The sequence below is a fragment of the Nonomuraea sp. NPDC004702 genome (genome assembly GCF_053601695.1).
Genome location: NZ_JBSGCE010000045.1, coordinates 39,823 through 56,396, shown reverse-complemented (window position 1 = coordinate 56,396; position 16,574 = coordinate 39,823). Strand labels below are relative to the sequence as shown.

At 72.3% G+C, this 16,574-nt stretch carries 16 protein-coding genes; 9 read left to right on the top strand and 7 right to left on the bottom strand.

Annotated elements, in window-relative coordinates:
* Positions 1-133: 133 nt before the first annotated feature.
* Entirely contained in the window at positions 134-1,642 is a 1,509-nt protein-coding gene (locus ACWEJ6_RS38870) for an alpha/beta fold hydrolase (RefSeq protein ID WP_452430367.1), read from the top strand.
* Between the two features lie 29 nt (positions 1,643-1,671).
* Positions 1,672-2,508 carry a S1 family peptidase gene (locus ACWEJ6_RS38865; protein ID WP_452430365.1) on the top strand — a complete coding sequence of 279 codons (837 nt, stop codon included), beginning with the start codon at positions 1,672-1,674 and terminating at the stop codon, positions 2,506-2,508.
* 25 nt (positions 2,509-2,533) lie between these two features.
* Here the strand turns inward: ACWEJ6_RS38865 and ACWEJ6_RS38860 are convergent, their stop codons facing one another.
* Together ACWEJ6_RS38860 and ACWEJ6_RS38855 are read right to left on the bottom strand one after the other, a co-directional pair.
* Positions 2,534-3,469, bottom strand: coding sequence for a DUF2332 domain-containing protein (locus ACWEJ6_RS38860; RefSeq protein ID WP_452430363.1), 936 nt, complete (start codon positions 3,467-3,469; stop codon positions 2,534-2,536).
* A 43-nt stretch (positions 3,470-3,512) separates the two neighbouring features.
* Positions 3,513-4,742, bottom strand: a complete 1,230-nt coding sequence (locus ACWEJ6_RS38855; RefSeq protein ID WP_452430361.1) for an MFS transporter — start codon at positions 4,740-4,742, stop codon at positions 3,513-3,515.
* 58 nt (positions 4,743-4,800) lie between these two features.
* On the opposite strand from ACWEJ6_RS38855, the gene ACWEJ6_RS38850 reads away from it, so the two are divergent.
* Both ACWEJ6_RS38850 and ACWEJ6_RS38845 read left to right on the top strand, forming a co-directional pair.
* Positions 4,801-5,784, top strand: a complete 984-nt coding sequence (locus ACWEJ6_RS38850) for a helix-turn-helix domain-containing protein (protein WP_452430359.1) — start codon at positions 4,801-4,803, stop codon at positions 5,782-5,784.
* Between the two features lie 98 nt (positions 5,785-5,882).
* Entirely contained in the window at positions 5,883-6,119 is a 237-nt protein-coding gene (locus tag ACWEJ6_RS38845) for a DUF6289 family protein (protein WP_358299760.1), read from the top strand.
* 31 nt (positions 6,120-6,150) lie between these two features.
* On the opposite strand, the gene ACWEJ6_RS38840 is transcribed toward ACWEJ6_RS38845, so the two are convergent.
* Positions 6,151-8,529 (bottom strand): glycoside hydrolase family 65 protein, encoded by a 2,379-nt coding sequence (locus tag ACWEJ6_RS38840; RefSeq protein ID WP_452430357.1) that lies wholly within the window; start codon positions 8,527-8,529, stop codon positions 6,151-6,153.
* Complete coding sequence (locus tag ACWEJ6_RS38835; RefSeq protein WP_452430355.1) at positions 8,526-9,290, bottom strand: beta-phosphoglucomutase family hydrolase; 765 nt, start codon at positions 9,288-9,290, stop codon at positions 8,526-8,528. The genes ACWEJ6_RS38840 and ACWEJ6_RS38835 overlap by 4 nt, the downstream gene beginning before the upstream one ends.
* 153 nt (positions 9,291-9,443) lie before the next feature.
* Here ACWEJ6_RS38835 and ACWEJ6_RS38830 point away from each other — a divergent pair, with 153 nt between their 5' ends.
* Entirely contained in the window at positions 9,444-9,668 is a 225-nt protein-coding gene (locus ACWEJ6_RS38830; protein WP_387683164.1) for a tautomerase family protein, read from the top strand.
* A gap of 28 nt (positions 9,669-9,696) precedes the next feature.
* On the opposite strand, the gene ACWEJ6_RS38825 is transcribed toward ACWEJ6_RS38830, so the two are convergent.
* The gene (locus ACWEJ6_RS38825; RefSeq protein ID WP_452430352.1) at positions 9,697-10,221 is read right to left on the bottom strand and encodes a PadR family transcriptional regulator; all 525 of its coding nucleotides are present in this window, start codon (positions 10,219-10,221) and stop codon (positions 9,697-9,699) included.
* A 61-nt stretch (positions 10,222-10,282) separates the two neighbouring features.
* Here ACWEJ6_RS38825 and ACWEJ6_RS38820 point away from each other — a divergent pair, with 61 nt between their 5' ends.
* Complete coding sequence (locus ACWEJ6_RS38820; RefSeq protein ID WP_452430350.1) at positions 10,283-11,041, top strand: alpha/beta fold hydrolase; 759 nt, start codon at positions 10,283-10,285, stop codon at positions 11,039-11,041.
* A 132-nt stretch (positions 11,042-11,173) separates the two neighbouring features.
* On the opposite strand, the gene ACWEJ6_RS38815 is transcribed toward ACWEJ6_RS38820, so the two are convergent.
* Entirely contained in the window at positions 11,174-11,575 is a 402-nt protein-coding gene (locus ACWEJ6_RS38815; protein ID WP_452430348.1) for a DUF6193 family natural product biosynthesis protein, read from the bottom strand.
* A 427-nt stretch (positions 11,576-12,002) separates the two neighbouring features.
* Between ACWEJ6_RS38815 and ACWEJ6_RS38810 the strand changes: the two genes are divergently transcribed.
* Complete coding sequence (locus tag ACWEJ6_RS38810; protein ID WP_452430346.1) at positions 12,003-12,326, top strand: hypothetical protein; 324 nt, start codon at positions 12,003-12,005, stop codon at positions 12,324-12,326.
* A 126-nt stretch (positions 12,327-12,452) separates the two neighbouring features.
* Entirely contained in the window at positions 12,453-14,858 is a 2,406-nt protein-coding gene (locus ACWEJ6_RS38805) for a glycoside hydrolase family 5 protein (RefSeq protein WP_452430344.1), read from the top strand.
* Positions 14,859-14,886: 28 nt separating this feature from the next.
* Here ACWEJ6_RS38805 and ACWEJ6_RS38800 read toward each other — a convergent pair whose 3' ends face one another.
* A complete protein-coding gene (locus ACWEJ6_RS38800) occupies positions 14,887-15,825 on the bottom strand; it encodes an MBL fold metallo-hydrolase (RefSeq protein ID WP_452430342.1) in 939 nt (312 codons plus the stop codon).
* Positions 15,826-15,900: 75 nt separating this feature from the next.
* On the opposite strand from ACWEJ6_RS38800, the gene ACWEJ6_RS38795 reads away from it, so the two are divergent.
* Positions 15,901-16,572, top strand: a complete 672-nt coding sequence (locus ACWEJ6_RS38795) for a TetR/AcrR family transcriptional regulator (protein ID WP_452430340.1) — start codon at positions 15,901-15,903, stop codon at positions 16,570-16,572.
* Positions 16,573-16,574 lie beyond the last annotated feature (2 nt).

Below are 16,574 nucleotides of genomic sequence, written 5' to 3'. Positions count from 1 at the left end.
CACGGCCGCGCGGTCGCCGATACGAGGGTGCGACGGAGTGGGAACCTTTGCCCCCGAGGGTGGACGACGTACGCCTGACGGCGTGCCCCGCGCGCCTGGAGGTGTGCGGGCAGGACCGTCGAAAGATGCGACCATGTTCAGCACCCGTGTATCACCAGGCAGTCGTCCGGCGCGCGTGGCGGTCGCGTGCCTGATCGGCCTGGCGAGCTTCGCAGCCGCCGGCGCGGCCGACGCCCGCACCGACGAAGAGCCTCTGACGTGGCGTGAATGCGCCAGGACGGCCAAGGACTGGCCCGTCGAGAACGACACCAGGACCGAATGCTCCATGCTGACGGTTCCCCTGGACCACGCGAACCCGCAGGGCCGCAAGATCAAGATCGCCGTGAGCCGGATCAAGGCCGCCGATCCGAGCAAGCGCCGTGGCGTGCTGGTCATCAGTCCCGGTGGCCCCGGCATCAGCAACATCGACGCGCCGGCGACGTACGCCGCCGGCAAGCTCGGCCCGCTGGCCGTCGACCATGACCTGATCGGGTTCGATCCCAGGGGCGTGGGCTACAGCGACAAGATCAAGTGCGACGCGGAGGAGCCGTCGCCCGCCGCGTCCGCCAAGGGCCAGGAGTCGTCCAGCATGTCCCCCAAGGAGGCGGCGAAGGCCGGATTCGCCGGGACCGCCGCGTACAACAAGCGGTGCGCCGCCAAGGATCCCGCCTTCGTCCAGCAGTTGACCACCACGAACATCGCGCGTGACGTGGACGCGATCCGCGCGGCCCTCGGCGAATCGAAGATCAATTTCTACGGGGTGTCCTACGGCACCGCGGTGGGCGTGAACTACCGGTCGCTGTTCGACAACCGGGTGAACGCGATGTGGCTGGATTCGGTGATGCCTCCCGTCATCGACCTCGCCGCCATGGACGCCACGACGGACGCGCTCTCCGAGAAGCGCTTCAACGCCTTCGTTCCATGGCTGGCACGGCACGACGGCGAGTTCCACTTCGGGACGACCGACGCCAAGGTCCGCGAGACCGTCTTCGCGTTGCGTGACGAGCTCCGCCGCAAACCCCGTGAGGTGGACGCGAACACGGTGCTCGACGGCGAGTGGGTCAGGCAGCAGCTCGGCGGAGGGCCGGGATACTGGATCTCCGCCGCCAGGGACCTCGCCACCGTCCGCGAAGGCGGCGTCCCGCTGTCGGCGCGTCCAGCCCCGGAGTCGGCGAAGGTGTTCGGGTTCGACGAGAACCCGCTGGGCCTGAACCTGATCCAGTACCAGGCGATCTTCTGCAACGAGGGGGTCGGCGGCCGCGATTTCGAGCAGATGTGGGCGGCCGCGCAGGCTCGGAGAGCCGCCTTCCCCGCGACCGGCGGCTATTTCGAGCGCAGCGGCTGGTGCGGGGGATGGCCGTGGCCCGCGCGGCCGTGGAAGCCGGTCAGGGGAACCAGTCCCCTGCAGCTGTCCGGCCACACCGACGAAGACGTCACGCCGTACGCCTGGGCGGTGGACACGGCGAAGGCCGCCGGCGGGACGTTGCTGACGGTCCAGGACGACGCGCACGCCTCGCTGCGCCGGCTGCCCTGCGCCGCGAAGGTGATCGATTTCTTCCGCACCGGCCGTACCGCCGCGGGCACCTGCCCCGGTACGCGCTGACCGCGGCCCCTCCCATGAACGGACATGAGATGCGTGTGTTTCGGCGAATCGGCGCGGCACTGGCTGCCGCCGTCCTCTGCCTCGGCCTGCCGCCCTTTCCCGCGCGGGCGGCGACCACAGACCTGGCGGGCACCGTCAACGTGGACGGCTGCTCGGGATCGCTGGTGCGGATGCCGGCCAGCGCGGCCGACGACCGGGCCTTCGTCCTGACCAACGGGCACTGCTACGAGGGCACGTGGCCGGTGCCGGACGAGGTCCTGGTGGACCAGCCGTCCCACCGCGTGGTCGACCTGCTCGACGGCGCCGGTGAGCCGGTGGCCACCCTGCACGTGGCCAGGGCGGTCTATGTGACCTTGACCGGCACCGACGTCGCGTTGTACCAGCTGGACCTGACCTACCGGCAGTTGGAGCGGGCCTACCGCGTCCGGCCGCTCACGGTGTCGGCGGAGCGTCCCGCGCCTGGCACGGACATCCGGGTGCTCTCCGGAAGCACGAAGAAGGTCTTCTCGTGCGAGATCGACACGCTGGTCCACCGGGTGCTGGAGGTGGGCAACGTGACCAAGGACGTCATCCGTTACACGCCGCGGTGCGACACCGGCCACGGCACCTCGGGATCCCCGGTCGTCCACGCCAGGAGCGGCCAGGTCGTCGGCATCAACAACACCAGCAACCACGACGGCGGCCGGTGCACGCTGGACAACCCGTGCGAGATGAACCGCGACGGCGTCATCAGCGTGCGCAAGGGCACCGCCTACGGAACGCAGACGTACTGGCTCGCCACCTGCGTCAGCGCGGGGAACAAGCTCGACCTGGAGCGCCCCGGCTGCCTGCTGCCCAGGCCGGACCCGCGGCTCTCCGCACGGTGACCCGCGCCTGGGCCGTCTCCTCGCGTCACGCGAACCAGATGATCTCCTGACCGTGCGATCGGGTCCAGGCGAGCGGCTGCCCGTCCAGCGCGAGCACGTGGTGGTTCGCCTCGCCCGGCGGCGTCGGGAGCGTGTCGTAGGGCAGCACGTCGGGGGTCTCGTTCGCGATCCAGTGTGCGGGGAGCTCGCGTACCGCCTCGGCGAACGCCGTCCGTCGCGGCGTCGGCACGAGGTACAGCACCGAGCTGTGGAACACCACCAGCGTCGCGTCGGGCGGGGACTGCGCGGCCAGGGCCGGCAGGTCGTCCACCAGGTCGCCCCGTACGAGCAGCGGCGGGTCGGCTGCGACGACGGCCGCCGCCGCCCGCAGCCGGGCCCGGCGGTGCGTGTGCTCGGGCCAGATGAGCGCGTCGAGCCAGGCCAGATCCGCCGGGTCGGTCACGTCGAGCGGGTTCAGGTCCAGGCCGGCCCGCCACACCACCTGGGGCAGGGTGGCCGGCGGCGTCAGGCCGGCGGCCGTGCAGGCGATCACCGGGTCGCCGGAGCCGACCAGGTGATCGCCGTAGCGGTAGCCGTACCGGTCGGGGTAGAGGCACAGCCCGGCGGACGCGCCGACCTCCAGCAGCGCGAGCGGCTGCGGGAGCGCGTTGAGCACCGGCAGCAGGACGGCGCACCGTCCGGCCTCGTTCGTCTGGGTGGTCCGGGTGCGCATCTCCGCCTCGATCGCCGGCCAGTTCGCCACCGTGTAGTCGTGGAAGGCGGCCGGATCGTCGACCGGCCCGCCGAGCAGCCGGACCACGCCGAACAGCAGGTTGGGCTGCCGTTTGGCCGGCGGAAGCCCGGCGAGCAGGTCCAGGAGGCCGGGATCCCGCGCCACCGCGGAGGCCAGGCGTTCGTACGTGGGCGACACACCGTGCGCCTCGCGCGCGGCGAAATCAGCGTAGATCGCGGCGATCGTCATGTTCCGATGATCGCAGCCGGGTGCGATCCCGGACGGCCGTGTCCTATGCGCCGCTACGGGCACGGTCGTCCTGGGCGTGCGGGAGCCGGCGCACGGCGGCGGAGGCCAGCGGGAGGACGGCCGCCACGGCGTAGACCAGACCGGCGGTCGCGGCCACCTGGAAGCCGTCGAACCTGTCGGCCAGCAGTCCCACGGCCAGCTGGCCGACGGGGATCGCGAGGTAGGACAGCAGGTCGTCGTAGGACGAGACGCGCGAGAGCACGTGCGCGGGAACGTGCTCCTGCAGGGAGGTCTCCCAGCTGACGGCGGCGGCCGAGGAGCCCAGTCCGGCGGCGAAGGCGACCGCGATCAGCCAGGGGGCGTCCAGGCGCGCACCGAGCGCGAGCAGGGGGATCGCGCCGAGCGCGCTCATCAGCTGGCCCAGCCGCAGCAGGTGCCTGACCACCAGCCGGTAGATCAGCGCGCTCATGACCAGCATGCCGACGCCGCGGGCGCTGAGCACGAACCCCCACGTCTCCTCGCCGCTGAGCTGCCTGGTCAGTACGGGTCCCAGGATCTGCCAGGTGCCGACCTGAACCAGGTTGACCACGCAGAAGCACGCGGACACCGTCCACACCCAGCGGATGCGGCGGAACTCGCCCCAGCCGTCGCGGATGTCGGCCGCCATCCCGGATGAGGGCCGCGGCGCGGCCGGCGCCGCGGGGAGGGACAGCCGGGCCAGGCATCCCGCGGCCAGGAGGTAGGTCAGTGCGTCGAAGGCGATGGCGGGGCCGCCGCCGACGGCGGCGACCGCGATCCCGGACAGGCTCGGCCCGAGGATCTTCGTGGCGTTCCGCACCGATCCCAGCAGCGCGTTCGCCTGCCGTATCCGGTCTTTGGCGACAAGCTGCGGCACGATGCCGCGCAGGGCCGGCGTGGTGAACGCGGCGAGAGTGCCGTTCAGGAACCCCAGCGCGGCCACCGGCAGCAGCGCGTACCTGCCGGTGAGCAGCAGCGCGGCGACGCCGCCCTGGGTGAGGGCCGAGCCCAGATGGGCGGCCGTCAGGACCGTCCGGCGCGGGAGGCGATCGGCCACGGCCCCGCCCACCAGGAGAAAGGCGAGCAGCGGAACCATGTAGGCGGTCAGGACGACGCCGAGGTCGCTGGTGTTGCCCGAGGCGTCCAGCACCCCGAACGCCAGCGCGACCGGCGCCATCGAACTGCCCAGCAGCGACACCGCCTGCGCGGAGAGGAACCAGCGGAAATCGGTCTGTCGCAGGAGGGCTGAGAGCATGGGCAGGAGTCTGCCGACATACCGGATCGCACACTATCGTTTCGGCAGGAGGCGAAAGATGACGCTGCTGCGGTTGAGCACCCTGGCCCTGTCGCGGTCGCGGTTCGCGCTGTCGCCGCTCGCCGAGACGCTGGGATCGCTGATGGTGCTCGACAGGCCCTGCGCCGATCCGTGGCTGGCGTCCTGGCACGGCCGCCACCGCGGCGCGTTCCGCGCCGTCCTGGAGGCCGATCCTTTCGCCGGGGGCCTGGTCAGGTTGCTGAGCTCGACCAAGTGGCTGCCGAGCCACGTGGTGCTTCCGCCGACGGGCGGCATGCGCACCACTCTGGACAGCGAGCTCGCGTCGGTCGCGCGGGTGCCCGACGAGGAGGTGCGCGCCGAGCTGGCGGAGTCGGTGGCGCACAGCTGGAAGCAGCACGATCTGGCCTGGCTGACCGGACGCGGCTGGGCGGCCCGTACCGCCGACCTGCTCAGGTACGTGTGGGACGCTCATGTGGCCCCCGACTGGCCGCGCCGGCGGGCGCTGCTGGAACGCGACGTCACCTACCGGGCGGGGTTGCTGGCCGCCTACGGGTGGCCGCGCGCGCTGCGGCACATGAGCCGCCGCAGCGCCTGGGTCGGCGACGACGCCATCCGCTTCAGCGACCAGCCCTCCCCCGACCGGGTCGTCGGCGACGAGGGCATGCTGTTCGTCCCGGTCAGCGTGCTGAGCAGCGGCACGTGGCTGTGCGAGGCGCCGCCGACGTCGTACGCGCTGGTCTATCCGGCCCGCGGATCCGCCGACGGCACGGCCCGTTCCCCCCGCGCCCGGTCGCTGGAGCGGCTCATCGGCGCCGGTCGAGCGGCCATCCTGGACGAACTCGAACACCCCGCGACCAGCAGCGAGCTCGCCGCGCACCTGGGCCTGTCACTCGGCACCGTCGGCGGCCACCTGGCCGTCCTGCGCGACGCGGACCTCGTCGTCGGCACGCGGGCCGGCCGGCGGGTGGTCTATCGGCGCACCGAGACCGGTCACCTGCTCGCCGGCCAGGGAGAGGGCTGAGCGGGACGGGCCGGATGATCCCCTTGCGTTTTCATCCCCCGCGACGGATCATTTCGTGCGCATCGTACCGTTTCCCTGCGAATCAGGAAGGACGATCCATGATCCGTCGCGTACTGGCCGTCGCGGTTCTGGCCGCCGCCACGCTCGCCACCGTCCCGGCCGCCGCGCAGGCCCTGCCTGCCTGCCCGGTCGGTTACCTGTGCAACACCCAGTACTTCTCCGACGCCGCGCGCACCAACCTGGTGGGCGTCAGGACGCAGTTCTGCGACCGTTCGGTCTCGACCTGGGGCACGCTCAGCGGCTACGTCACCTGGTCCTCCAGCCCCTGCAACTGATGGCGGGCCTCCGGCACAGGGCCAGGAAGCCTCAGCCACTCGCCCTCCTGCCGGAGGCTCGGGGACGGCGTGGGCTCGGTTCGCGGCCGGGCGGCTGGTGGATCCGCTGCTCCGGCGCCGGTCGCGACGGGTTGGGCCGGGTGACCTCCGTCCCGTCCAGGAGGATCTGCTCGCCGTGGTGGGTCACCGTGATCGACGGCCCCCGCAGCAGCCGGTAGACCGTCGACTCCGGGGCGACGCCGACGCTCAGCAGGCTGCCGCGGTAACGCAGCCGGAAGGCGAGCCGGGTGATGCCGGGAGGCAGTGACGGGGTGAAGCAGATCCGTCCCCGGCCCGCGCGCATCCCGCCGAAGCCCGAGACGAGGGCGATCCACGCCCCGGCCAGCGAGGCCATGTGCACGCCGTCCATGGTGTTCTTCTCCAGATCCGCCAGGTCCATCAGCGCCGCCTCGCCGAGATAGCGATAGGCGAGCTCCAGATGCCCCACCTCGGCGGCGATCACCGCCTGGGTGCAGGCCGACAGGGACGAGTCCCGTACGGTCAGCGCCTCGTAGTAGGCGAAGTTACGGGACTTCTGCTCCGGGGTGAAGGCGTCCCCGCGCAGATGCATGGCCAGCACCAGGTCCGCCTGCTTGACCACCTGCTTGCGGTAGAGGTCGAAGTACGGGAAGTGCAGCAGCAGCGGATACTGGTCGGGCCTGGTGGCCGCGAAGTCCCAGGCCGCGTGCTGGGTGAAGCCCTCGCACTGCGGGTGGACCCCCAGCCGCTCGTCGTAGGGCACGGACATCGCCTCCGCCGCGTCCCGCCAGCGGCGGATCTCCTCGGCGGTGACCTGGAGCCGTTCCGCCGGGCCCGGATGGCGGTCCGCGGCCTCGGCCGCCGCGCGGAGGTTCTGCTGGGCCATCAGGTTCGTGTACACGTTGTCGTCGACCACGGCGGTGTACTCGTCGGGGCCGGTCACACCGTCGATGCGGTAGTGCCCGGCCGGGTCGTGGTGGCCGAGGGCGCACCACAGCCGGGCCGTCTCGACCAGCAGCGGCAGGCCGGTCCGCTGTTCGAACGACAGGTCCTGGCTGGCGTCCACGTACTGGATCGCGGCGTGCGCGATGTCGGCGTTGACGTGGAAGGCCGCGGCTCCGGCGGGCCAGTAGCCGGAGCACTCCTCGCCGTGGATGGTCCGCCAGGGGAAGGCGGTGCCGTGCAGGCCGAGCTGCTTCGCGCGCTCGCGGGCCAGCGGGATCGTGGCCCGCCGCCAGCACAGCGCGTCCGCGACGGCCGCGGGATGGGTGTAGGTGAGCACCGGCAGCACGAAGATCTCGGTGTCCCAGAAGGCGTGCCCGTCGTAGCCGGAGCCGGTCAGGCCCTTGGCCGGGATGGCGCGCTCCTCCAGGCGCGCGGCCGACTGCACCAGATGGAACAGCCCGAAACGCACCGCCTGCTGCACCTCGGCGTCGCCCTCCACCTCGACGTCCGCGCCCTCCCAGAAGTCGTCGAGGTAGCGTCGCTGGTCGGCGTGCAGGCCGTCCCAGCCGTCCAGGCGGGCGGAGGCCAGCGCGGCGGCCACCTGGTCGTGCAGCGCGGCCCGCGAGCGCTGCGCCGACCATCCGTAGGAGAAGAACTTGACCAGCCGCAGTGTCTGGCCGGGCGACAGGCGGGTGGCCACGGTCAGCCGGCTGACGTCGTCGCTGCCCTGCGCCTCGATCCGGGTGCCGTCCGGCCCGTCGATCTCGTGGCACATCCCGGCGGCCACGCGCAGGCCGCTGGCCCGGGTGCGGTGGACCATGATCGCCGTTCCGTCGCTGCTCGGGACGTTCTCCTCCGCGACCAGCGGCGCGTGCAACGGGGCGGCGGCGCGCGGGTCGGCGCCCTCGTAGGTCTGGGTCTCGTTGGCGATCAGCTCCGACTGGAGGACCACGCGCAACGGCCGCTCGACGGCCTCGACCTCGTACAGGATCGCGGCGACCGCGCGGTGGGTGAAGGACACCAGCCGGGTGGACGTGATCCGGACCGGGGCCCCGGTCGGGGAGCTCCAGTGCGCCGTGCGCGTCAGGGTGCCAGCGCGCAGGTCGAGGACCCGTTCGTGCTGGTGGAGCGTCCCGTACCGCAGGTCGAACGGCTCGTCGCCGACCAGCAACCGGATCACCTTGCCGTTGGTGACGTTCACCACGGTCTGTCCGGATTCCGGGTACCCGTAGCCCGCCTCCGCGTACGGCAGCGGCCGCACCTCGTAGAACCCGTTGAGGTACGTGCCCGGCGTCCCGTGCGGCTCGCCCTCGTCCAGGTTGCCGCGCAGCCCGATGTGTCCGTTGGACAACGCGAACACCGACTCGGTCTGCGCCAGCACCCGCAGGTCGAGATGCCGCTCCCGGACCGCCCACGGCTCGACGGTGAACGCCGGATGCCGGATCATCCGGCCTCCCGGGACGGCGCGCCCCGCTCCAGCAGGTCGGCCAGGTCGGTGACCACGACGTCGGCGCCGTGCTCGCGCAACGCGTCCGCCTGCCCCGCCCGGTCCACGCCGACGACGTAGCCGAAGCCTCCCGCCCGGCCGGCGGCGACTCCGGCCAGGGCGTCCTCGAACACCGCCGCCTCCGGCGCCCGCAGCCCCAGCGCCTCGGCGCCCGCCAGGTACATGTCCGGAGCCGGCTTGCCGGCGAGCCGCCGATCCCGGGCCACGACGCCGTCGATCCGGGCCTCGAACTGCCCGGCGAGCCCGGCGGCGGCGAGGACCTGCTCGGTGTTGGCGCTGGAGGACACCACCGCGCGGCGCAGCCCCGCGTCCCGGACCGCGGCCAGGTAGCGGACGGAGCCGGGGAACACGTCCACGCCGTCCCGGTCGATGATGGCCTGCACCAGGGCGTTCTTGCGATTGCTCAGGCCGTACACGGTCATCGTGCCGGGCGGGTCGTCCGGCGTCCCCTCGGGCAGGCTGATGCCTCGGGCGTCCAGGAAGCTGCGCGCGCCGTCCGCCCGTTTCCTGCCGTCGACGTAGCGGTCGTAGTCGGCGCCCGCGTCGAAGGGGACGAACGCGGCCCCGGTCTGTTCGCTCCAGGCCCGCAGGAAGTCGTCGAACATCGACTTCCAGGCCCTGGCGTGCACGGTGGCGGTGCGGGTCAGCACGCCGTCCATGTCGAACAGGCACCCTCGAATGCCGTCAGGCAGCCCCAGCATGGATCCCCCGTTCGCCCTCACGCCAGCTCCCACCTGCGCATACCCTCCGCCTGCGGTCCTCACCCGCGCCGCCGCCCAGGCGGCGTTTGCCCACTTCGCCCAGGGGCATGTCGGCTGGACGGCGTGCGGTGCCATCGGGGGGAAGGGGAACCCATGCCACTCGTCAACGTGAAGGTGATCGAGGGTGTGTTCAGCGCCACCCAGAAGGCCGAGATGGTGCGGAAGCTGACCGACGCGATCGTCGCCATCGAGGGTGAGCACATGCGTCCCCTGACCTTGGTCGTGATCGAGGAGATCAAGAGCGGCGACTGGGGTGTGGCGGGACAGCCGGTGACGGCCGCGGAGGTGAAGGCGCTGTCCTCGGGCGGGCCCGGATGACGTCCTTGGGACGGTACGCGTCCGCCCTCTAGACGCCCAGCGCTGCCAGGGTCTCCCGTAGCCAGCCGATCTCGGTCCTGCTGGTGGCGGTGGCGATCGTGAACAGGCCCTTGCGGAACGGGTCGTCGAAGTCGGCGGCCCGCAGGGGCCGGTCGCCGTCCCAGAAGAAGCTGGCCGGTTCGGTGAGGAAGGTCAGTCTGCGTCGCAGCACACCTGCCTGGAGCGCGGGGTCGTCGAGGTGGCGCAGGAACGCCAGCATCGTGAACCAGCGGTTCTCGTCGGTGATGAACGGCTCGTCCGGCTTGGCGAGCCGCCGCCGGAGCTCGGCGCGCCCGGCGTCGGTGAGGGTGAGCACGTGCCTGGGTGCGGCCTGGGCGCCGGGCTGCAGGTCGCGCTGGAGCAGGCCGTCGCGCTCCAGACGTTTGATCGCCGGGTAGAGGGTGCCGTCGGCGATGGGCCGGACGTGGCCGGTCAGAGCGGCGACGCGTTTGCGCAGCTCGTATCCGTGGAGCGGTTCGTCGTAGAGGAAGCCCAGGATCGACAGCTCAATCATGCCGCTATGCTATCTCGATGTCTTGGTACATCGGCATCGAGGTATCTCGGAGGGGATGGTCATGAGGGACGCGCAGGTGCTGCCGGACGGGAGCCGCATCCGCTGGGCCGAGGTGGCCGGTCGCCAGCCGGTCCGCGTCTACGTGCATGGGCTGGGCGCGGCGGCGGCGCCGTACTTCCTGGAGGTCGCGAGCCGGCCGGAGCTGGCCGGGCACCGGAGCCTGTTCGTGGACCTGCTGGGGTTCGGCACCAGCGACCGGCCCACCGCGTTCGGCTACACCATGGAGGAGCACGCGGACGCGCTCGCGACCGCATTGCGGGCGGCGGACGTGCGCGCGGCGCAGGTGGTCGCGCACAGCATGGGCGGGACGGTCGCGGTGCACCTGGCCGAGCGGCATCCGGAGCTGGTGGCCGAGCTGGTGCTGGTGGACGCCAATCTGGACCCGGCCGATCCCGCGCCGCGGCCGGGCAGCTCGGGCATCGCCGCCTACACCGAGGCGGACTTCGTCCGGCACGGCTGGGAGGAGACGCTGACCCGGGTCGGGCCGCACTGGGCGGCCACGATGAGGCTCGCCGGGCGGGAGGCGCTGCACCGGAGCGCGGTCCACCTGGCGCGCGCGGATGTGCGGGAACGGCTGCGGAGGCTGCCGATCCTGCGCGCCTACCTCTACCCGGAGGCGGACGGCGAGCTCGGCGGGGCGGCCGAGCTGGCGGCCTCCGGGGTGCGGCTGGTCGCCGTCCCGGACACCGGCCACAACATCATGATCGACAACGTGGACGGATTCGCCAGAGAGGTGAGCGGCCTCCTCGTCGGCCGGTGAACAGGCCGGCCGGCCCGTCGTCCCACCACGCAGGAAGGCCGAGGGCTGTCGTCGGCGTTCCTCGCCTGGCCGTCAGCCGTCGACGGCGGAGGTAGGTGACGGAACCGCGCACGAGGCGGTTCGGCGGCGGGTTCATTCCTCGGCGGCCGACCGGATCCGGGCATCGTCCTCGTAGGCGGCGAGTTCCGCGGGCGTGCCGGCGAAGGCGGGACCACAGCCGGGCGGAAGGTGTTCGACGACGACGGCGATCGCCTCCTCGGCGGTCGCGGCGGGCCCGATCGACTGGGTGCGGAGGGGGCCACAGATCCGGTAGCCGCCGCCGACGGCGGGCTGGACGTAGGGGATGTCCCAGGTCCATCGCTTGCCGGTGCAACGGCTAAAGTGGAGTTCTCCCATGCCGGTCCAGGGGAAGAGCTGTCGCAGCCGGGGCTCGGCGTAGGCGGCTTCGGCCAGTTCCTTGCGCACGTGGCCGTCGTCGCGGATGTCCCGCCAGGCGGCCTCGACCAGGTCGTGCGCTGTCGCATCGGCGCTCATGGCGACATCCTCCCCCAGTTCACCCGTCCCTGAAGGGCCCCGGAGAACGACGTGGCGGGCGCCGGGCGGACATGGCCGGATGATCTCTGTGGACCGTGCCGAGCTCCTGCCCCTAGCATCCCGCTTCATGATGATCCGCGTGCTGGCTGCCACGGCGGCCGGACTGATGGCGTTCTCCGGTACGGCAGCCGCCTACTCGGCTGTCTGAACGATGCCTGGGGGCCGTTCATCCCCGACTTCAAGCCGGTCCAGATCGATATCAGAGCCACCTACGAAAAGGGCCCCTGCTACAACGGCATCGGGATCACCGGCTCGTTCGTCACCACCTGTTACTCCCAGCTCCAGGTCCAGCTCGCCGCCGACTGGAGGCGCCAAGGACGAACTGCCGATCCGCACCCAGGTCGTCCAGGCGTGGAGCGGCGTGGTCATGGGCCAGACAGGCATCGGTGCGGCCTACTGGGCCATGCCGAACGACGCCGACGAGAAGCAGCTCGACGAGCAGGGGCGTCGCTTCGACATGCAGCGGCTGTGCCTGTCCGGCGTGACGCTCAAGGCCCTGGGCGCGAAGTCCAAGAACTGGAAGGCCACGCTGAAGGCCGAGGAGCACACGCCGAAGGACAAGCGCTGGCGCGACCGCTTCAGCAAGGACAAGCTCAGCGCCAACGATCTCCACTGGTTCACGCAGGGCTACACCAAGGGCACGCCGGGCGCGTGCAACACCTGGAAGGCGCCGGAGTCCAAGGTCGCGTGACGAACTCCTCCGCCGCCTTCTCCCAGGCGGCGGGATTCACAGCGCACCACGCCGAGCGCGGCCACGTGCTGTCGTGGATCTTGGCCCTTCATTTGTGAGCGATGCTCATGTATGGTCGCCGTCACTATGAGGAACCGCTGGTTGTCGCCGATCGTCGTCGTGGTACTGGCCGCCGTCATCGCGCTGGGAGCGGTGTTCGACCCGTCGGGGCTGGCCGCGCCGTACACCTGGACCGGGGCCGATCTGCTGCCCGTCGCCGGGCTCTGGCAGGTGGCCGCGCCGGCCGTCTACGTGCCGCTGCTGCTGGCGGGGGTCGGAGCGCTGACCTGGACGGTCGCCCGTGGACGTGCCCCGCTGCGTACGGCGCTGCTGGTGTGGGGCGCGGTGGTGTGGTCGGCCATGGCGGCGAAGCTGCTGATGTCGCTGGCGATGACCTTCGACGACGTGCTCTACCTGGTGTGGTCGACCGGCTTCACCGGCGTCAAGGCGGCGGTCTTCGGCCTGCCGGTGGCGGCGGCCGCCTGGCTCGCCCAGCTTCTGCACCGCCGCCTCGTCCCACCTCCTCCCACGTCGGCGTCCACGGAGCCCGCCGAGGGCTCGGGGGCGTCGGCGCCGGGATGGGTTGCGGCGGGAGTTGCCGTGGTCCTGGCCGCGTCGGTCGGCGCGGTGTGGTGGGGCGGCTCGCCCGTCGGCTATGCCATCGGCGACTCGCCGCTGGCCCCCGCGCCCGAGGCGGGACCGCTGGGCTGCCTGGCCGCCGTCACTCTGCTCGGCGTGCTGACCTGGGCGTCGCACCGCCGGTTCAGCGCCACCACCTCGCCCAGGGCCGTCGTGGCCGGGCTCTCCGCGCTGGGGGCGGCCGGGACGCTGGGCCTGGTCGAGGCGGCCGTCGGGATCCCCGGTGACCTGGCGGGCGGCGGCCTGTTCTGGGCGCCGGCGATCATGCTTCGCCTCGCCCCCGCGCTCTCCTTCGGCGCCCTGCTCGCCCTGGCGACGGCACTGCTCGTCGCCCTCCTCGACGCCACCCGTCCGGCGCGCAGGGGCGTCGCCCTGGCCGCGCCGATCCCGATGGCGGTCGTCGTGGCCGCGGCGGCGCTCGCCTTACCGCTCCTGCAACCCGGCGCCACGACCGCGCAGCCGCCGCCGCGCACCCCGGGGCTGACGCTCTCGGCCGACCGCAGGATCGTCGACGCCGACGGCAACGAGGTGCTGCTGCGTGGCGTGAACGTCAACCAGCTCGAAGACTATTTCCAGCAATTTCAGGACAAAGCGGTGACGCGGCCGCTCACCGAGGCCGACTTCGCCGGCATGGCGCGGATGGGCTTCAACGTCGTCCGTCTCGCCCTGTCCTGGTCGGCGCTGGAGCCCCGGCCCGGCCACTACGACCCGGCCTACCTCGCCAAGATCTCCTGGGCCGTCGAGACCGCAGCCCGGCACGGCCTGCGCACGGTCATCGACATGCACCAGGACGCCTGGGGAAAGGGCGTCGCCGCCGCCCCCGGCACCACCTGCGCCACCGGCTCCCCGATGCACGGCTGGGACGGCGCCCCCACCTGGGCCGACCGCTTCGACGGCGCCCCCAGGTGCGAGTTCACCGGACGCGACATCTCCCCCGCCGTCGCCCGCGCCTTCACCAACTTCTACCAGGACCGGGACGGCATCCAGACCCGCCTGGTCGCCGCCTGGGGCATGCTGGCGGAGCGGTTCGCGAACGAGCCGATGGTCGCCGGATACGACCTGCTGAACGAGCCCGGCTTCGGCGAGGCGCCGCCGATCACCTCCGGCGTCCTGCTCGGCCGCTACTACGACCGGGCGATCAAGGCCATCCGGGCGGGCGAGCGGCGCGGCTTCCCCCACCTGGTCTTCTTCGAGCCGTCCGTGCTCTGGTCGGGTCTTGGCTTCGAGGTCCCGGTGCCCAAGGACTTCACCGACGACCGGCTGATCGTCTTCGCTCCCCACCTCTACAACGAGTCGATCACCATCGAGCAGGGCACCGGCCTCACCGTCACGAGCATCGAGCGCGGTTTCGAGCTGGCGAGCCGGGCGGCGAAGTACTACGGCGCCGGGCTCTGGTCGGGCGAGTGGGGCTGGTTCGGCGACCCCGCCGCCGCCCCGATCGCGCGATACGCCGACCAGGAGGACCGGCACCGCATCGGAGGCGCGTTCTGGGTCTGGAAGCAGTCCTGCGGCGACGCCCACGCCAGTGCCGGCGCCGAGACCGGCGGCAACCTCATGATCGAGGACTGCGCCACCGGCAAGGACCTGACTCCGCCCGCCGAATACGTCGCCGAGCTCTCACGTCCCTACCCCCGCTCCGCCCCCGGCCGCCTGACCGGCCTGACGTCGGACCGCGCGAGCCTCACGGCCCGGGGCGAGGGCAGCGGGTGCGGGCTCGACGTCTGGTTCCCCGGCGACGCGCGGCCGGCCGTCCGCGGCACCGGGCTCAGCGGCGTCGCCGTCCGGCAGGCGCCGGGCGGCTGGCGCGTCACCGGCTGCACGTCGGGCTCCTACAGCGTGACGGCGGACGCGTAGCGCCCCGGTGGGGGCACGACCGGTCACGTCACCGGTGTTCACCGGCGTGGAAGGCGCGGGCGGCGAAGCCGATCCATTCGGGGCGTTCCCAGGTGGTCCAGCGGGCGCGCGCCTGTTCGTCGATCCGCGCGGCCGTCTCGTCGGCGGAGGCTCCGGCGTCGCGCAGCCGTGCGACCTCGCCGTGCACGTAGCCGAGGTAGTCGCGGACGTCGCGGATCAAGGAGACGCCGCCCACCTCCCCGTGGCCGGGCACGACGATCTCGGGCGCGCCGGCGATCAGGTCGTCGAGCACGCCGATCCAGCCGGGGCCGTCCACGTCCACGTCGTACGGCGGGAAGTACGGCGCGATCGGGAAGATGCGGGTCTCGATCAGGTCGCCGCCGAACAGCACCCGGTCGTCGATGACGACGACCTGGTCGGAGCCCGTGTGCGCGGGCCCGACCGCCCGCAGCGCCGCCTTGCGCCCGCCCAGGTCGATCTCGGCCCGGCCCTCGTAGACCAGGTCGGGATCGACGAGCTCGACGCCTTCGAGCTCGGCCGCCGCGGCGGCGCTCAGCCCCTTGAACATCTCGACGTAGGCGGCGCCCTTACGGTGCAGCTCCGCGCGCTGAGCGGCGTTGTAGACGATCGTCGCGGCGCCCTTGAACGCCTGCGCCCCGAACCCGTGCTCGGGGTGGAAATGCGTGATGGTCAGGTACAGCCGCCGGTCGCCGGCCAGGCGCCGGGCCTGCTCCAGGACATGGTCGCCGTTGCGGGGGCCCATGCCGGTGTCGACGACCAGCGCGGCGTGCTCGCCCACGACGATGCCGACGTTCGGGACGAGCTCGACGCGGTTGTCGGGGATGACGTACACGCCGTCGCAGACCTCGACGGGCTCGCCGCGCACGACCGGCGGCGGGCTCGTCCGCACGTCGGGAAGGTCGGTCAGGTCAGGGGACGGGTTCGGCGTCACATCGGCGGGGCACATGATCCGGCTCCAATCTGAACACTGTTGAGATGCTGGCGAGCGTAGCAGAGATCTGATCAGTGTTAAGATCGGGCGATGGCGAAAGGGCGATACCACCACGGTGACCTGCGCAGCGCGCTGCTCGACGCCGCCGAGGCTCTTGTACGTGAGCGCGGCGCCGACGGCTGGTCCCTGCGCGAGGCCTCGGCCCGCGTCGGCGTCAGCCCCAGCGCCGCCTACCACCACTTCGCCTCCCGCGACACGCTGGTGCGCGCCCTGTCCGAGCGCACGCTCGCCTGGCTCGGGGAACGCCTGCGGCAGGACTGTGAGCGCGCACCCGGGCAGGCCGACGACCCGCAGTTGCGGCTGATCGCCCTGGGGTGCGGCTACGTGCGCTGGTCGCTCGACGACCCGGCCGTCGCCCGGCTCGTGCTGCGTGGCGGCGCCACCGCCCCCGACTCCGCCATCTCCCCTCACCCGCACGACGTCCTCACCGCGGAGCTCGACCGGCTCGCCGGGGCCGGCGGCCTGCCGGAGCCCGCCCGCGAGGGGGCGGAGTTCGTGGTCTGGGCCGCGCTGCACGGGCTGGCCGTGCTGCTGGCCGATGGCCTGGTGCACTTCGACGACCCGCGCGCGGTCGATCTCCAGACCACGCGCGTGGTCCGGACCACGCTCAACGGCCTGGCCCAGGAGGCCTCGCACGCGGCGGGCCGCCCCGCGGGCCGCTCGGCGCACACCGACCGCCTGGCCCGCCGTTCTCCCGGCTGACC

What these genes read in the sequence shown, in the direction of transcription:
- ACWEJ6_RS38845 (WP_358299760.1), top strand. Translation starts at nt 5,883, where the DNA reads ATGATCCGTCGCGTACTGGCCGTCGCGGTTCTGGCCGCCGCCACGCTC.
- ACWEJ6_RS38840 (WP_452430357.1), bottom strand. Translation starts at nt 8,529, where the DNA reads ATGATCCGGCATCCGGCGTTCACCGTCGAGCCGTGGGCGGTCCGGGAG.
- ACWEJ6_RS38795 (WP_452430340.1), top strand. Translation starts at nt 15,901, where the DNA reads ATGGCGAAAGGGCGATACCACCACGGTGACCTGCGCAGCGCGCTGCTC.
- ACWEJ6_RS38815 (WP_452430348.1), bottom strand. Translation starts at nt 11,575, where the DNA reads ATGAGCGCCGATGCGACAGCGCACGACCTGGTCGAGGCCGCCTGGCGG.
- ACWEJ6_RS38825 (WP_452430352.1), bottom strand. Translation starts at nt 10,221, where the DNA reads ATGATTGAGCTGTCGATCCTGGGCTTCCTCTACGACGAACCGCTCCAC.
- ACWEJ6_RS38810 (WP_452430346.1), top strand. Translation starts at nt 12,003, where the DNA reads ATGGGCCAGACAGGCATCGGTGCGGCCTACTGGGCCATGCCGAACGAC.
- ACWEJ6_RS38860 (WP_452430363.1), bottom strand. Translation starts at nt 3,469, where the DNA reads ATGACGATCGCCGCGATCTACGCTGATTTCGCCGCGCGCGAGGCGCAC.
- ACWEJ6_RS38855 (WP_452430361.1), bottom strand. Translation starts at nt 4,742, where the DNA reads ATGCTCTCAGCCCTCCTGCGACAGACCGATTTCCGCTGGTTCCTCTCC.
- ACWEJ6_RS38870 (WP_452430367.1), top strand. Translation starts at nt 134, where the DNA reads ATGTTCAGCACCCGTGTATCACCAGGCAGTCGTCCGGCGCGCGTGGCG.
- ACWEJ6_RS38805 (WP_452430344.1), top strand. Translation starts at nt 12,453, where the DNA reads ATGAGGAACCGCTGGTTGTCGCCGATCGTCGTCGTGGTACTGGCCGCC.
- ACWEJ6_RS38865 (WP_452430365.1), top strand. Translation starts at nt 1,672, where the DNA reads ATGCGTGTGTTTCGGCGAATCGGCGCGGCACTGGCTGCCGCCGTCCTC.
- ACWEJ6_RS38830 (WP_387683164.1), top strand. Translation starts at nt 9,444, where the DNA reads ATGCCACTCGTCAACGTGAAGGTGATCGAGGGTGTGTTCAGCGCCACC.
- ACWEJ6_RS38820 (WP_452430350.1), top strand. Translation starts at nt 10,283, where the DNA reads ATGAGGGACGCGCAGGTGCTGCCGGACGGGAGCCGCATCCGCTGGGCC.
- ACWEJ6_RS38850 (WP_452430359.1), top strand. Translation starts at nt 4,801, where the DNA reads ATGACGCTGCTGCGGTTGAGCACCCTGGCCCTGTCGCGGTCGCGGTTC.
- ACWEJ6_RS38835 (WP_452430355.1), bottom strand. Translation starts at nt 9,290, where the DNA reads ATGCTGGGGCTGCCTGACGGCATTCGAGGGTGCCTGTTCGACATGGAC.
- ACWEJ6_RS38800 (WP_452430342.1), bottom strand. Translation starts at nt 15,825, where the DNA reads ATGTGCCCCGCCGATGTGACGCCGAACCCGTCCCCTGACCTGACCGAC.